The sequence below is a fragment of the Enterobacter sp. GD03975 genome, from assembly GCF_029838645.1.
GTDB classification, from domain to species: Bacteria; Pseudomonadota; Gammaproteobacteria; order Enterobacterales; family Enterobacteriaceae; genus Enterobacter; species Enterobacter quasihormaechei.
The window spans coordinates 457,832-473,634 of record NZ_JAOBZC010000003.1; the positions used below are offsets into that span (position 1 = coordinate 457,832).

10 protein-coding genes are annotated in these 15,803 nt (G+C 55.5%); 4 read left to right on the top strand and 6 right to left on the bottom strand.

What is annotated here, in order from left to right; translation table 11 throughout:
* The first annotated feature begins 83 nt into the window (after positions 1-83).
* The 4 genes from pncB to N5C09_RS08585 all read left to right on the top strand — a co-directional run bounded on the left by pncB (position 84) and on the right by N5C09_RS08585 (position 5,894).
* On the top strand, positions 84-1,286 hold the full coding sequence (gene pncB, locus N5C09_RS08570) for a nicotinate phosphoribosyltransferase (protein WP_063449151.1): 1,203 nt from the start codon (positions 84-86) through the stop codon (positions 1,284-1,286).
* 167 nt (positions 1,287-1,453) lie between these two features.
* On the top strand, positions 1,454-2,854 hold the full coding sequence (gene asnS, locus N5C09_RS08575) for an asparagine--tRNA ligase (protein ID WP_003858191.1): 1,401 nt from the start codon (positions 1,454-1,456) through the stop codon (positions 2,852-2,854).
* Positions 2,855-3,460: 606 nt separating this feature from the next.
* The gene (gene ompF / locus N5C09_RS08580) at positions 3,461-4,519 is read left to right on the top strand and encodes a porin OmpF (protein ID WP_063866289.1); all 1,059 of its coding nucleotides are present in this window, start codon (positions 3,461-3,463) and stop codon (positions 4,517-4,519) included.
* Between the two features lie 184 nt (positions 4,520-4,703).
* Positions 4,704-5,894, top strand: a complete 1,191-nt coding sequence (locus N5C09_RS08585) for an amino acid aminotransferase (RefSeq protein WP_102749628.1) — start codon at positions 4,704-4,706, stop codon at positions 5,892-5,894.
* A gap of 53 nt (positions 5,895-5,947) precedes the next feature.
* Here N5C09_RS08585 and N5C09_RS08590 read toward each other — a convergent pair whose 3' ends face one another.
* From N5C09_RS08590 to mukF, 6 genes are all read right to left on the bottom strand, one after another.
* Positions 5,948-6,595, bottom strand: a complete 648-nt coding sequence (locus N5C09_RS08590) for an MBL fold metallo-hydrolase (protein ID WP_063866286.1) — start codon at positions 6,593-6,595, stop codon at positions 5,948-5,950.
* 20 nt (positions 6,596-6,615) lie between these two features.
* A complete protein-coding gene (locus N5C09_RS08595; protein WP_279748856.1) occupies positions 6,616-7,167 on the bottom strand; it encodes a YcbK family protein in 552 nt (183 codons plus the stop codon).
* 175 nt (positions 7,168-7,342) lie between these two features.
* The gene (gene ldtD, locus N5C09_RS08600) at positions 7,343-9,166 is read right to left on the bottom strand and encodes a L,D-transpeptidase (RefSeq protein ID WP_279748857.1); all 1,824 of its coding nucleotides are present in this window, start codon (positions 9,164-9,166) and stop codon (positions 7,343-7,345) included.
* 178 nt (positions 9,167-9,344) lie between these two features.
* A complete protein-coding gene (gene mukB / locus N5C09_RS08605; protein WP_279748858.1) occupies positions 9,345-13,793 on the bottom strand; it encodes a chromosome partition protein MukB in 4,449 nt (1,482 codons plus the stop codon).
* Positions 13,793-14,497, bottom strand: a complete 705-nt coding sequence (mukE, locus tag N5C09_RS08610) for a chromosome partition protein MukE (protein ID WP_049132609.1) — start codon at positions 14,495-14,497, stop codon at positions 13,793-13,795. Before mukE ends, mukB begins: the two co-directional genes overlap by 1 nt.
* Positions 14,478-15,800 carry a chromosome partition protein MukF gene (gene mukF / locus N5C09_RS08615; RefSeq protein ID WP_041910621.1) on the bottom strand — a complete coding sequence of 441 codons (1,323 nt, stop codon included), beginning with the start codon at positions 15,798-15,800 and terminating at the stop codon, positions 14,478-14,480. The genes mukE and mukF overlap by 20 nt, the downstream gene beginning before the upstream one ends.
* Positions 15,801-15,803: the final 3 nt, after the last annotated feature.

Consider the following 15,803-nt stretch of genomic DNA (forward strand, 5'->3'; position numbering starts at 1 on the left):
GTTCAATAAATCACTAAACAGGGTATACTCCGGAGTTGTTTATTGTACTAAACGCTCCCGTGAGAGGATGCTACAGCGCACCTATGACTCAATTCGCTTCTCCGGTTCTGCATACGTTGCTGGATACCGATGCGTACAAGCTGCATATGCAGCAAGCCGTGTTTCACCACTATCATGATGTTCATGTTGCGGCGGAATTTCGCTGCCGGGGTGACGACTTGCTGGGTATCTACGCAGATTCCATTCGTGAACAGGTCGATGCCATGCAACATCTGGCGCTCACCGATGACGAATATCAATGGCTTTCTGGCCTGCCTTTCTTTAAAGCGGACTATCTGAACTGGCTGCGCGACTTCCGCTATAAGCCGGAACAGGTCACCGTCACCAATGATAACGGCAAGCTGGACATTCGCCTGACCGGTCCGTGGCGCGAAGTGATCATGTGGGAAGTGCCGCTTCTGGCAGTGATCAGCGAGCTGGCCCACCGCTATCGCTCCCCTGAAACCGGTGTGACGCAGGCCGTTGCCGCTCTGGAAAATAAACTGGTTGAGTTTAACCAACTGACCGAAGGGCTGGATATGTCCCGATTCCGTCTGATGGACTTTGGCACGCGCCGCCGCTTCTCTCGCGAGGTCCAGGAAGCCATCGTCAGACGTCTGCAACAAGAGCCGTGGTTCGTTGGCACCAGTAACTACGATCTGGCGCGTCGTCTTGATTTAACGCCGATGGGCACCCAGGCACACGAATGGTTCCAGGCGCACCAGCAGATCAGCCCAGACCTCGCCAACAGCCAGCGCGCCGCCCTCGCCGCGTGGCTTGATGAATACCCGGATCGGCTGGGTATTGCCCTTACCGACTGCATTACCATGGACGCGTTCCTGCGCGACTTTGGCCCTGAGTTTGCCGAACGCTACCAGGGGTTACGCCATGATTCCGGGGATCCGGTTGAATGGGGTGAGAAAGCCATTGCCCATTACGAAAAGCTGGGTATCGACCCAATGAGTAAGGTGCTGGTCTTCTCCGATAACCTTGACCTGGCGAAAGCGATCGACCTTTATCGTCACTTCTCTTCCCGGGTGAACTTGAGTTTTGGGATTGGTACGCGGTTAACCTGCGATATTCCTCAGGTGAAACCGCTGAACATCGTTATAAAACTGGTGGAATGTAACGGTAAGCCGGTCGCGAAGCTCTCCGACAGCCCGGGCAAAACCATCTGCCATGACAAAGCGTTTGTTCGCGCATTACGCAAAGCCTTCGATCTGCCTCAGGTCAAAAAAGCCAGTTAACCGCTTCGGGGAGCCTTCATGGCTCCCCTTCTCTTATTTATTTCTTATTTCTTCTCTCAAGACGGTGAAATTTACTTGTCTGATAGCGGATGGCAGGTAACATAGATATCCCCCCAATAAGGGCGGACAAGTGTTTATTTTTTCCGACTATTAACAGAGAGAATATTATGAGCGTTGTGCCTGTAGCCGACGTACTCCAGGGCCGTGTCGCCGTTGACCAGGAGGTCACCGTGCGCGGATGGGTGCGTACTCGCCGAGATTCTAAAGCTGGCATCTCCTTCCTCGCCGTCTATGACGGTTCCTGCTTTGATCCTGTACAGGCCGTCATTAATAATTCTCTGCCCAATTACAATGATGACGTTCTGCACCTGACAACAGGCTGTTCCGTGATCGTCACCGGTGTTGTGGTGGCCTCTCCGGGCCAGGGTCAGAGCTACGAAATTCAGGCGACCTCGGTGGAAGTGACCGGCTGGGTTGAAGATCCGGACACCTATCCGATGGCTGCAAAGCGTCACAGTATTGAATATCTGCGTGAAGTCGCGCACCTGCGTCCGCGCACCAACCTGATTGGTGCGGTTGCGCGCGTGCGTCATACGCTGGCGCAGGCGCTGCATCGCTTCTTTGACGAGCAGGGTTACTTCTGGGTTTCTACCCCGCTGATCACGGCCTCTGATACCGAAGGTGCAGGCGAAATGTTCCGCGTTTCAACGCTGGATATGGAAAACCTGCCGCGTACGCCGGAAGGTAAAGTCGATTACGACAAAGACTTCTTTGGTAAAGAAGCCTTCCTGACGGTTTCCGGCCAGCTGAACGGCGAAACCTACGCCTGTGCGCTGTCTAAGATCTACACCTTCGGCCCAACCTTCCGTGCGGAAAACTCCAATACCAGCCGTCACCTGGCGGAATTCTGGATGCTGGAGCCGGAAGTGGCCTTTGCCGATCTGAATGACGTGGCAGGCCTGGCAGAAGCGATGCTGAAATACGTGTTCAAAGCGGTTCTCGAAGAGCGCGCAGACGACATGAAATTCTTCGCTGAGCGTGTCGATAACGACGCCATCGCCCGTCTTGAGCGCTTCGTTTCCGCAGACTTCGCGCAGGTGGACTACACCGATGCGGTCGCTATCCTGGAAAAATGCGGTGAGAAATTCGAGAACCCGGTTTACTGGGGCGTGGATCTCTCCTCCGAGCACGAACGTTATCTGGCAGAGAAGCACTTCAAAGCACCGGTTGTGGTGAAAAACTATCCGAAAGACATTAAGGCGTTCTATATGCGCCTTAACGAAGACGGTAAAACCGTTGCTGCGATGGACGTACTGGCACCGGGCATCGGCGAAATCATCGGTGGTTCCCAGCGTGAAGAGCGTCTGGACGTGCTGGACGCGCGTATGCAGGAGATGGGTCTGAACCCGGCGGACTACAGCTGGTATCGCGACCTGCGCCGCTACGGCACTGTGCCGCACTCCGGCTTCGGCCTGGGCTTCGAGCGTCTGATTGCCTACGTGACAGGCGTTCAGAACGTACGTGATGTGATTCCATTCCCACGCACGCCGCGTAACGCAAGCTTCTAACCGTCCACATCAATAATGGCCAGCACTTGCTGGCCATTATTTTATCCTGCAACGTCAGTTTTCGTCAGTCAAAAGTAAGCATCTTTAAACCACAACCCCGCAATAACCTCTATCTGTTACGTTTTGTTTCCACGAAACATCTGGCGACAAAAAAATAACCCCATTCTTATTGCGCCTAAAGCAATTCTTATGTAATAGCACAAAAAACAATCAACCTCTTAGCCATCTGGACGGCTTTTGCCGATCATAAGAAAAAATGACCCGTTTAACTTCTGTTTATAGGAAAGGCCTTTAGCTAAATTAAACATAAGGAAATCATATATATAAGAATAAAGCGGATGTTTTATTCACCAGACTGCGCTGAAATTTGAGGTGCTTCACAAAGTTCCCAAAAATACATATTTAGTTACACATATTTTCTTTTTGTAACTGAATCTTGAAGATTGTAGCACTTTCAGTGTAGCGAAACGCTTCTATGAATGGAAAGATGCCTGTCAGACACATAAAGACACCTAACTCTCATCAATAGTTCCGGAAATATTTATTGACAGAATTTATTGACGGCAGTGGCGAGTGTCATAAAAAAACCAATGAGGGTAATAAATAATGATGAAGCGCAATATCCTGGCAGTGGTAGTCCCTGCCCTGCTGGTAGCCGGTGCAGCAAACGCTGCTGAAATCTATAACAAAGACGGCAACAAATTAGATCTTTACGGGAAAGCAGTTGGCCTGCATTACTTCTCTGATAATGACGGCAGCAATGGCGATAACACTTACGCGCGTCTGGGTTTCAAAGGCGAAACGCAGATCAACGATCAGCTGACCGGTTATGGTCAGTGGGAATACAACTTCCAGGGTAACAACTCTGAAGGCGCAGATGCACAGAACGGCAACAAAACCCGTCTGGCATTCGCAGGTCTGAAATTCGGCGATGCAGGCTCCTTCGACTACGGTCGTAACTACGGCCTGGTCTATGACGCAATCGGCATCACCGATATGCTGCCTGAGTTCGGTGGTGACACCGGCGCAACCGATAACTTCTTCTCTGGCCGTACCGGTGGTCTGGCGACTTACCGTAACAGCAACTTCTTCGGCCTGGTTGATGGTCTGAACTTTGGCGTTCAGTACCTGGGCAAGAACGAGCGTGATATCGCAGTACGTTCTAACGGCGACGGCTGGGCGACCTCTCTGAGCTATGACTACGAAGGCTTCGGCATCGTGGGTGCTTACGGCGCAGCTGACCGTACCAACAACCAGCAGACCCTGGACTGGGGTAAAGGCGACAAAGCTGAGCAGTGGGCTACCGGTCTGAAATACGACGCGAACAACATCTACCTGGCAGCGGTATACGGCGAAATGCGTAACGCAGCGCGCCTGAGCAACAGAGGTTTCGCTAACAAATCTCAGGACTTCTCCGTTGTGGCTCAGTACCAGTTCGACTTCGGCCTGCGTCCGTCCATCGCTTACTACAAATCTAAAGCGAAAGACGTAGAAAATATCGGTGACGAAGACTACATCAACTACATCGATATCGGTGCGACCTACTACTTCAACAAAAACATGTCCACCTATGTTGACTACCAGATCAACCAGCTGAAAGACGACAACAAGCTGGGCATCAACAATGATGACATCGTGGCTCTGGGTCTGGTTTACCAGTTCTAATCAACACACCTCATTGTTCTATGCTTAATGAACAGGGCTTCGGCCCTGTTTTTTTATTCCTGAGAGAAAAAAATAGCGACTTTTGAAAAGCCGCACGCTTTTCGTCGCAAACGGTTGGCATTTTGTAAATCTACCGTTAACCTGATAGCGGATTTCACTTCTGTAATCACAATGGAACTTCGTCATGTTTGAGAACATTACTGCCGCTCCTGCCGACCCAATTCTGGGCCTGGCCGATCTGTTTCGTGCCGACGACCGCCCTGGCAAAATCAACCTGGGTATTGGTGTATATAAAGATGAAACCGGCAAGACTCCGGTACTGACCAGCGTTAAAAAAGCTGAGCAGTATCTGCTGGAAAACGAAACCACCAAAAACTACCTCGGTATTGATGGTATTCCTGAATTTGGTCGCTGCACCCAGGAGCTGCTGTTCGGCAAAGGCAGCACCATTGTGAGCGAAAAACGCGCCCGCACGGCGCAGACCCCTGGCGGTACCGGCGCACTGCGCGTGGCGGCAGATTTTCTGGCGAAAAACACCTCCGTCAAGCGCGTGTGGGTAAGCAACCCAAGCTGGCCGAACCACAAGAGCGTGTTCAACTCCGCGGGTCTGGAAGTGCGTGAATATGCCTATTACGACGCGGCAAACCACGCGCTGGACTTCGACGGCCTGCTGGCTAGCCTGAGCGAAGCCCAGGCGGGCGATGTGGTGCTGTTCCACGGCTGTTGCCATAACCCAACCGGTATCGATCCTACGCTTGAGCAGTGGGAACAGCTGGCTAAGCTGTCTGTAGAAAAAGGCTGGCTGCCGCTGTTCGACTTCGCTTACCAGGGCTTTGCCCGTGGTCTGGAAGAAGATGCTGAAGGCCTGCGCGCTTTCGCCGCAGTGCATCAGGAACTGATTGTCGCAAGCTCCTACTCCAAGAACTTTGGCCTGTATAACGAGCGCGTCGGTGCCTGTACGCTGGTGGCTGCTGACGAAGCAACCGTCGATCGCGCATTCAGCCAGATGAAGTCCGTGATCCGCGCTAACTACTCCAACCCACCGGCACACGGTGCGTCTGTCGTTGCGACGATCCTGAGCAACGATGCGCTGCGCGCAATCTGGGAACAAGAGCTGAACGATATGCGTCAGCGCATTCAGCGCATGCGTCTGCTGTTTGTGAACACGCTGGCAGAGAAAGGCGCTAACCGTGATTTCAGCTTCATCATCAAGCAGAACGGCATGTTCTCCTTCAGCGGCCTGACCAAAGAGCAGGTGCTGCGCCTGCGTGAAGAGTTTGGCGTGTATGCCGTTGCCTCTGGTCGCGTGAACGTTGCAGGCATGACGCCTGACAACATGGCACCACTGTGCGAAGCCATTGTCGCAGTGCTGTAACCAGCACCCACAAAAAAGCCTGCATCATGCAGGCTTTTTTTATTTAACCGGGTTTACCAGACGGGCATTTCATCCTGAAGGAACGGGTTATGCAACCGCTCATCGCCCAGCGTCGACTTCGGACCGTGGCCGGGAATAAACGTCACGTCATCACCTAACGGCAATAACTTCTGCTTAATCGACTGAATCAGCTGACCGTGATCGCCGCGTGGGAAATCACTGCGTCCTACGCCCCCTTTGAAAATCACGTCACCCGAAATCAGCAGACGCGACGAGTCATCAAAGAAGACGATATGACCGGGCGTATGCCCCGGGCAATGCAACACCTGTAAAGTCACATTCCCTACGTTAACGCGATCGCCTTCGTTCAGCCAGCGGTCAGGTGTCAATGGCTGACAGTCTTCCAGGCCAAACATACGGCTTTGAGCAGGTAATCCCTGTAGCCAGAACTCATCTTCTTTTTCCGGGCCGATAATCGGCACACCGTAGTGTTCAGCCAGTTCAGCCGCTGCACCCACATGGTCGAGATGACCATGGGTCAGTAAAATCTGCATCAGCGTTACACCGCTGGCAGCGACTTCCTGCTTGATTGTCTCAGCGTCTCCGCCGGGATCGACAAGCGCGGCCAGTTTAGTTTGTTCACACCAGATCAATGAACAGTTCTGTGAGAACGCGGTAACCGGAATAATACGATAGTTCATACTGCTCCTGTGTTTCGTTATTACCAGTGCCGAACCGGCCCGGTATCAATATGCACAAAGTTGCTACGTGGGTAGTATCCTACACCACCTGCGCGCATAGATAACGCCGCTTTGCGAATATTGGCTAACGAAACGCCTTCAATATGGAAATCCATCGCCTGCCCTTTCGTGTGATAGCTTTTTTTCGCTACCCCACGGCTGTGGGCGCGCAGTTCATTGTTGGTATCCAGAGAGCGATAGCCAGAAATGAGCTGCACCGGCCTTTTGGTCCCCAGCAGTCCCTGCAAGCGGTAAAGCTGATCGAATAATCCAGGATCGATGGCTTTGATTTTGTTCGCGCGGAAATCACGGAAAAAATGGTTGAGTCTTGCTAATTCATCCTGAATATAGCCTCTGCCATCGAAAAACTCCGCTTTAAGCGTCTCACCAGTATGCAGATTGTTGAGCGTTAAAATACGCGGACTAGGTGTCGAGAGGGTGGCAAATGCTGGCGTCGGAAGGATGGCAGCTGCGCCCAGCGCAACGCCACCTAACGCCAGCAATTTGCGGCGATTAGCGTCAAATTTGTCCATGATAATCAGGTCTACAGGTAAAAGAAATTGTCAATATGCTTAGCGCACGAAGGGCACCATAACTGGCAAAACCTGCTACGTCAAGGCGCCCAACCCCAGTGAATACGGGGCTTGCAGACAGATCGCCTTATATTCACCATAACTTACGACAATCATTTTCACCGAACTACTTCATTTACCTGATTAATTGTTCCGCTTTTGGCAAGATTTGTGCGCCGGATCGCGCTGTCAGATCATAATTGTAAATATCTGTACGATACTGGGTACGTCCGTCTGCCCCCACAAACGCCGTCAGATAGTAAAGATTGACCGGGATATTGTGGCGGATATTGACGTAACGCGTATCCCCCTGCTTCAGGGCATCTGATATCCGCGTATCGTTCCAGCCTGCATCCTGCAACAGCATATTCGCCAGCTCCGAGGCCTTATTCACGCGAACGCAGCCAGAACTGAGCGCGCGAGCGTCTTTCTGGAACAGATTATGGTTCGGGGTATCATGCAGATAGATAGCGTCCGAGCTTGGCATATTGAATTTGTAACGTCCCAGCGAGTTATGCGCACCCGGTGCCTGCTGGAAACGGAACGGCAGGTTCGACGGGGTAATCGTTGACCAGTCGACCATCCAGGGATCAATCGTCTCTTTGCTGTTCCAGCCGCGCATCACCGTATAGTTGTGTCGCTCCAGATAACCGGGGTCATTCCAGACCTTAGGCAGGATATCCTTGCGCGCCAGCGTCGGCGGCACGTTCCACGGTGGGTTAACCACCACGTTATTCAGCGCGCTGCTCATCATCGGCGTTTTACGGTCAGGTCGACCTACAATCACACGGGACGCCAGCACTTCGCTTCCGTCCTGATAGTAGACCAGCGAGTAGGCCGGAATGTTAACCATAATGCCGGTGGATAACGTGCCCGGCAGCAAGCGCAAGCGCTGGATATTCAGCGCCAGCACCCCTGCCCGCTGGGCCGGAGAGACATTCAGCCAGTCGCGGGTGGATGGACCAATCACGCCGTCGGCGCCCAGCCCCTGCGCAGCCTGGAACTGCTTAACCGCCGCAACCAGCTCGCGATCGTAAGCGGCGGGCTTATTGCTCTGCGCAACGGCGGTTTTCTCTTTGACCGGCGCCGACGGGCTGACGACCGCGTTTTGCGTCTCGTCGCCTGGCAGGGCAATTTTAGGGCCGCCGTCAAGCATGCCGGACCGTTTCATGATTTCGCGGATCGCAGGCACATCGCTGCTCCACTGCCCCGGACGAAGCGTTGCTGTTCCACGCAGCTGAGGCCACGGGCGGGAATCCGCAACCAGCTCAAGGAGCGACTGATGCATCGTGGCATATTGCGGATGGGCAGGCGCAAGGCTTGCGATAAAGCGCGGTAGTTCACCGTTATCGAGCGACAGTTGCCACTGATTGATGACGGACAGCGCAGGCGTCGCCAGCTTGTACGGTTTAGTGCTGTATAGCCAGCGGTTGCCGTTCACCGAAATGCCCGCCACAAACTGTAAGTAGCCCATCATGGCGTCAGACAGCACCACGTCACGCGCCTGCCCGGTCACGGCAGGGTCGGTCAGAAGCTCAACCCAGGTGGTGAACTGCGGCTGAAAACCTGCAATCGCCACTTCAGCCAGCTGCTGCTGGAAGGCACGGACCGCATCGCGATTTTCCCACATCGGCTTCATGTCGCGCGCGGCGTAAAGCAGCGTAAGCTGATTAATATAAGCGGGGGTATAGCCCGAGGGCAGCCCGGTCATCAGCTGCTGGCGTAATGATTCCGTGTCGATGCCTTCCGGCAGCGGTTTGATGCCGGCCATAATGGCCGTCGCCGGAGACTGATCCAGCGGTTGCGACAGCGACGTCGGCTGCGCGCCCATCGTCGCGGAGCTGTCAGTCGGTACAATTTCAGGCTCATCGGCCTGAGCGCTAAACAGTGGAGCAAACATCACCGTCAGGCATAAACTCAGCGCAGACAGCTGATGACCACGATTCTTCTTAAGCAACATCCCTTGCCCCCTGTTTTTCACGACATGCCCATTATTCTGGAGCTTTCCTTCAGTATAGAAAGGCATACACGCTGTTGCCTTACCTTATGTAAAGAAGTTTAAAGATAACGCAGCCCTGAACACAAGTTAAGTGAATAAAAAAAGCGGCGCATACGCGCCGCCTTTTGTCTGAGCCGCCTTACGAGGCGTCAGCCGTGCCGGGTAAGGATTCCGGCGGCTGCGGTGCGAAGCCGCGCAGGCCAACAACGTGCACGTGCTCGGTGTTCTGAAACACCTTACGCACCAGCTTATAGGTCGTCCCTTTTTCCGGACTGATGTTTTCCGGCGCCGCGATAATGAGCTGCATATCAAGACGATCGCAAAGCTCAAACAGCGTGGCGATAGAGCGGGCATCGAGACGCGCCGCTTCATCAAGGAACAGCAGGCGGCATGGGGAGATGTCTTTGCCGCGCAGACGACGCGCTTCATCTTCCCAGCTCTGCACCACCATCACCAGAATCGACATACCGGTACCGATGGCTTCACCGGTAGAGAGCGCGCCGGATTCCGCGCGCAGCCAGCCGTCAGAGCCGCGGTTAACCTCAACCTCCATTTCCAGGTAGTTGCGGTAGTCCAGCAGCTCCTCGCCGATGGTTTGCGGCGTACGCTGGCCCATGTCAATCTGCGGATTCAGACGCTGATACAGCTTCGCCAGCGCTTCGGAGAAGGTCAGGCGGTTGCTGTTGAACAGATCCTGATGCTGCTCGTGCTGTTCAGACAGCACGTCCAGCAGCGTGGAGTGCGCCTCGCGCACGTTCACGTTCAGACGCACGCTGTTGACCTGGCCAAACGACACGCTTTGCAGGCCCTGGTTCAGCTGACGGATACGGTTCTGCTCGCGCTGAATGGTTTTACGAATAATATTCGCCACGCTGCGGGAACTGATTGCCAGCTTCTGCTCGCGGGAGGTCAGCTCTTCCGTCAGACGGCCCAGCTCGATCTCCATCTGTTCGATCGCTTCAACCGGATCGTCGGTACGGATGATGTCCTGACGAATACGCTCGCGTAAGTGCTGATACACCGCCACGAAGAACTGGATTTTGCGCTCAGGACGCTTCGGATCTTCGGACATGCGCAGCACGTCGCGCAGGTGTTCGTTATCCGCCACCGCCAGACGCAGCGCGCCCAGCGCCTTATCCGACATAGAACGCAGTTCATCGGCCGAAAGATACGCCAGCTCGCGGCGATGCAGACGACGCTCCACGTTATTGTCTTTCACCATGCGCATGACCGCGCACCAGCCCGCCTTCGCGGTCACAACCTGCTCGCGCATCTCGTGATAGTCACGTTCCAGCTTGCGCAGGCGACGCGTCAGGTTGTCCATCTCCGCTTCACAGAAGGTCAGCGCTTTTTCCAGCTGATTACGACGCGCACGGTTGTTGCTGAGCTGCGCATGCAGCTCATCGCGGCGAATACGTGCCCGCTCTTCTGCACCGCTGTCGGCGCGCACGCCAATGTCCTGTAACTCTTTATGCAGGTCGTTTAACAGCTCTTTCTTGGTGTCGAAGGAGCTTTTCAACGACGCCATCACCTGGCTGTACTGGCTCAGCTGTGCGGCGTGAGTACGCATCGCTTCGCGCGCGCGGGTACGTTCCGCTTCCGCCTGCTCAAGGCGCTGGCGCAGCTTTTCATTAAGATCGCTGTTCCCGCTCAGCATTTCTGCTGAATCGGAGTAGCCGAAGTGCGCGCGACGTTGCACCACTTCCGTCAGGGCAAAGGCCTGCTGACGCGCTTCGCGCTGCACCTGCTGTGACCAGGCGTAATCCTCTTTTAACTGCTCAAACTGTTCCGGGTCGCTCTGGAGAACGGAAACCATCGGCTCCAGCTTCGCCAGCTGATTGCCGTGCTGCTGCACAAAGCGCGCGGCTTCCTGCGCCTCGTCCAGTCGTTCCTGAATTTCATCCACGCGGTCGGCGAGCGTATCGTCCGCCAGCAGGTTCAGGCGCGGCAGGATGCGGTTAAGCGCCGCAACGCCCTCTTTCGCCTGCTCGAACTGGACGCGGCTCTGCTGGTTGTCATTTTCATGGCTGGCCAGCGCACGCTCCAGCTCACCGCGGCGGGTGTTGAGCTTGCGAATTTCGGCTTCCGGATCGGGCTCAAAGGCCACGCCCAGATGGCTGCCGATAAAGCGGCTGAAGGCCTGATGCAGACGCTGGGTTTTCTGCACGTCAAACGAGAGGGTCGCGAATCGTTCGGAAAGCGATTCGCGCTCGGCGTGCAGGCTTTCAATGCGGCTTTCACGCGCGGCGCGGCCAAACAGCGGCAGTTCCGGGAAGCGCGAGTAGCGCCACTGGCGATCGGCGATTTTCACCACCACCGCTTTTTCCAGCTCGTCGACGCTGAATACGCTGTCATCAAACGACTGCGGATCCCCTTCGATGAGGTAGAGATCTTCCGGACAGTCTTCCAGCCCTGCAAGCTGGTCAGAAATCAGCGACAGGTCCGGCACCACAATCGCGTTACGGGACGGACCGTACAGCGCGGAGAAGTACGGCGCATCGTCCAGGCCAACATCGTCATAAATCTCAGACAGCAGCACGCCGCCGAAGCGCTCGGCTAAGGCATTCAGGCGCGGATCTTCAGAGCCGCCTGGCTGGCTTAAACGCTCGATCTCTTCATCGACGTCACGCTTGCGCGCGCCCACTTCGTCACGCTCAACAATCGCTTCGCGCTCGCGCTCCAGAAGCTGTTGCATGTATTCGGTAACGTCCTGGCTGGACGCAAACTCCTGGCCACACTGCTCGCTGAGCTGGTTCAGGCTGCTTTGTGCGGCCAGCCAGATCGGCGCACGCTGCAAGAGCGTCTTCGAGCGGGACTGAAGCTGTTCCAGCTCCTGACGCAGCGTCATACGCTGTTCGCTGGCATTTGATACGGTATCGGACAGAGCCGCAATACGCGCTTCCAGCTCCTGATGCAGGGCCTCAAGCTCGTCAAAATCGTAACGTTTACCCTGGCGTTTGCAGAACTCCGCCAGCAGACGCTCGGCTTCCTGCTGTTCGCGCAGACGCTGTTCCAGCTCGTTGAGGCGCATGCGCAGCGGCTGCACCTGCTCGGCCAGATGGCGCTGATTCACGCCATCGCGCAGCAGTTCACGGGCAACGTCCCACGCTTCGTTACGCGCGAGCGGACCGTTGATCGCCACCACCAGCTGGTACGCCTGCTCAAACTGGCTGTGCGCGGTTTGCGCCACGCTCATTTTCTGATCGAGAGAAAGCAGTTTTTCGGTGGCTTCCTGCTCTTTGGCCTGGAAGGTATCCAGCCATTCATCAGCGCTTTCCGGGGTCAGATCCGGCAGGTGGCACAGCTCTTTGGCGCGCTGCAACGCCTGTAGCGCCTGGTTGTACTGGATCGCACGCGTCTGCTGCACGTCCAGCGCCTGCTGGTAATCCGCGAGCTGGCTTTTCAGCTCATCCACTTCCAGCTCGGCGGCTTCAGCGCGGGCTTCGTTCTCTTCCTGCAAATCGGCGGCTTCGGCCACCACTTCATTTTGTTCTTCAAGACGAATTTGCAGCTCGTCAAGATCGGCTTCATAGCGCTCGATTTTTTCCTGCTGACGCAGCGCGGTCTGCACCAGGTTCAGATGATCGCTGGCGGCCTGGTAATCGGCTTCCAGATCCCCTTCTGCACCGTTGTGCTCGCCCAGCTCGCGCGCCATTTCAACATGCTTATACTGCTCGGCCACCAGCTGTTTACGGGAGGTAAACAGCTCGCGGCGGTACTCCAGCGCCTGATCGAGATGAATGCGGCGCTCGTTGGCGTGACGCATGTAATCCGCCGCCACGTAGTTGGTGGCTTCGCTGATCAGGTGCTTAAACAGGTCGCGGTCAGACTGCGTAACGCGAATTGCTTCCAGCGTCATGCGGTTTTCACGCAGCGCAGCTTCCATATCCTGGAAGGCCTTACGCACGCCGCTGTTTTCCGGCAGCAGGTAGTCGCGCAGGGAGCGGGTAATGGCGCTGGAGATACCGCCGTACAGGGAGGCTTCAATTAGACGGTAGTATTTACTACGATCTGACGCGCTGCGCAGACGACGGGCAACCACGCCGAGATCGAACATCAGGGAGTGGTAGTCGGTGATGGAGTTAAACTGCTTAAACTGCACGCCTTCGATGGCTTCCAGCTTGTCCTTCAGCTCCTGGAGCGTCAGGACGCGCGCCTGACGTTCATTCAGGGTTTCCGTCAGCAGCGCGGTCGGCTGCACGGAGGTTGGCAGCCCCTGGATCGCAAACGGCTTGATATCCACTTTACGGTCGCGGCCGGCAACCTGTTGCAGACGTACGCCCACAACCACGCGCTGATGACGGGAGTTGATCACGTCCAGCACGGAATAACAGACGCCCGCTTTTAGCTTACCGTGCAGACCTTTATCACGAGAGCCGCTCGTTGCGCCGGCTTCGGTGGTATTACGGAAGTGCAGCAGGGTCAGGTCAGGGATCAGCGCCGTGACGAAGGCCGCCATGGTGGTGGATTTACCCGCCCCGTTACCGCCGGAGAGCGTCGTCACCAGCTCATCCAGATCGAAGGTTCGGGCAAAGAAGCCGTTCCAGTTGATCAGCGTTAGTGAGCGAAATTTACCGCGTTCAATCATTACTCTTCCTCCCCGCTATCCGGCTGATTCTCTTCATGCTCGTCATTGAGCTGCAAATGGTTTTCCACCGGCATCGCTTCACCGTCACGGATCATGCGCAGCTGCGCTTCACGCGCATCGTCACCCGCGCGCACGTCGGCGCCAAAGCGGAAGACCGATTCGGTGATGCGGAATTTGCTGCTGTCGTGGCCCATGAACCACACCATCCCCAGACGGCGCAGGCGGTTGAGGGAGGAACGTACTTTTTCCTGTAATTTCTGACGGTCCAGATCGGACCCCGTCGAACGGTTGTTCACCAGCTTCAGAAGCTTGCTTTCATCCGCCAGCGACAGCAGCTCATCGTAAAGCTCCTGCTGGGTGAAGATCCCTTCATTCGCCAGACGTTCCGGGCTGAGGTAGAGGTAGCAGAGAATTTTGCCGACCATCATGTCCAGTTCGGAAAGCACCGAGCGCGGAATAAGCGTGGTAGAGCGCGGGCGCAGGTAGAAAAACCCTTCCGGCGCGCGGATCAGCTCAACGTTATAGCGAGCGTAGAACTCTTCCAGATACTCCTGGAAGTCCATCAAAAAGGCGTGATTATCCAGCTCGTCAAGGCCAATGTGACGACCGGCACGCAGCTGGCTGTCCAGCGCCGGAAACAACGGATTTGCCAGCGCCTGTGCCAGCTTAACTGGCATCACGTTTTCAATATTTGTCAATGACATGCGCCTGTACCTTGGCTCCGTAATCGTTAATCGGCTGCCACTTCGGCGGCAGTCCGGTGAAATCGGCTTGTGCGATGCCCAGGCGCACCGCCTGGTCTACAACAATGCGGGCTACATCGAAGTGGCGCGCTCGCGGATACTGCGCCAGATAGTCGCGCACCACGAGGCCAAGATCCAGCGGCGCTTGTCTGGTTTTGTAGACAGCGAGCTGTTCTTCGATCATCGCCGCAAGCTGCTCGCGAATTTCGTTAAATTCTTCGTATTCCAGATCCGGCGGCAGTTCACCGGTGACCTCTTCATCGCGCAGCGCCATCTCTTCGTCGCGCATATCCAGCAGACGATCGGCGTTGGCGTAGGTCAGCGCCCACGGCGCGTCAAAGTAGGTCTGTACCGACTGGCGCAGACGCTGAGCAAAGACGCGGTTCTTATCCATATCGATAGCGGTACGGATAAATTTATGCACGTGGCGATCGTACCCGATCCACAGGTCGATCGACTGCTGGCCCCAGCTGATAATGCGGTCAAGCTTGCTTTGCAGATCGAACACCAGACGGTCGATAAAATGCAGATCGTCGTGCGCCAGCGTCGCGTCCTGGATGCGCAGCAGGTTGGCCTGTAGCTTGTCACCCGCCGCCTCCAGCGTATCCTGCAACTCACGCAGCGTACCGGACGTTTCGGACAGTAAGAGTTCACAGCTGGAAATGGCCGCGCGCCAGTCTTTATTCAGCAGCTGGGCAATATCGTCCTTCACCTGCTGCTGCTGTTCGTCCATCAGACGCTGAGTCAGATCGATACTGTCGAAAATCTCAGCGACCGAGTATTTCAGCGGCGCGTAAACGTTGCGGTGCCAGTGGAACTCGTCACCGTTTTCATCGGCCGCGTCGGCGGCACGCTTCAGCTCGCCTGCAACAATGGAGAGCTGCATGGAGAGACGCAGCGTGGAAAATTCGCGCTGGCGGATGTAGTAATCGGTAATGCCAATGCCCAGTGGCGTCAGACGATAGATGGCGTTTCCTTCCGCCTGCTCGCTGGTAAAGCGGTTCAGCAGACGTTGACGCACCATATCATTGATTGCGTTGTTGGCACGCACGCTAATGGTTTCGCTGGTTTGCTCAAACGCATCACTGACGTGGCGGAACGCGTCCACCAGTTCGCCTTCACTCATTTCGCCATCCAGGCGTTCGCCGTTCAGCGTCGCAACCGCCAGCAGGAAAGAGAGTCTGTCTACCGGCAGCGAGATGGAGAAATCGTTTTTCCTGGCCCAGGCAACCAGTTCGGGGACTGTCTGGGAAAATTCACTCATAGA

What these genes read in the sequence shown, in the direction of transcription:
- asnS (WP_003858191.1), top strand. Translation starts at nt 1,454, where the DNA reads ATGAGCGTTGTGCCTGTAGCCGACGTACTCCAGGGCCGTGTCGCCGTT.
- ldtD (WP_279748857.1), bottom strand. Translation starts at nt 9,166, where the DNA reads ATGTTGCTTAAGAAGAATCGTGGTCATCAGCTGTCTGCGCTGAGTTTA.
- N5C09_RS08595 (WP_279748856.1), bottom strand. Translation starts at nt 7,167, where the DNA reads ATGGACAAATTTGACGCTAATCGCCGCAAATTGCTGGCGTTAGGTGGC.
- N5C09_RS08585 (WP_102749628.1), top strand. Translation starts at nt 4,704, where the DNA reads ATGTTTGAGAACATTACTGCCGCTCCTGCCGACCCAATTCTGGGCCTG.
- mukF (WP_041910621.1), bottom strand. Translation starts at nt 15,800, where the DNA reads ATGAGTGAATTTTCCCAGACAGTCCCCGAACTGGTTGCCTGGGCCAGG.
- pncB (WP_063449151.1), top strand. Translation starts at nt 84, where the DNA reads ATGACTCAATTCGCTTCTCCGGTTCTGCATACGTTGCTGGATACCGAT.
- ompF (WP_063866289.1), top strand. Translation starts at nt 3,461, where the DNA reads ATGATGAAGCGCAATATCCTGGCAGTGGTAGTCCCTGCCCTGCTGGTA.
- mukE (WP_049132609.1), bottom strand. Translation starts at nt 14,497, where the DNA reads ATGTCATTGACAAATATTGAAAACGTGATGCCAGTTAAGCTGGCACAG.
- N5C09_RS08590 (WP_063866286.1), bottom strand. Translation starts at nt 6,595, where the DNA reads ATGAACTATCGTATTATTCCGGTTACCGCGTTCTCACAGAACTGTTCA.
- mukB (WP_279748858.1), bottom strand. Translation starts at nt 13,793, where the DNA reads ATGATTGAACGCGGTAAATTTCGCTCACTAACGCTGATCAACTGGAAC.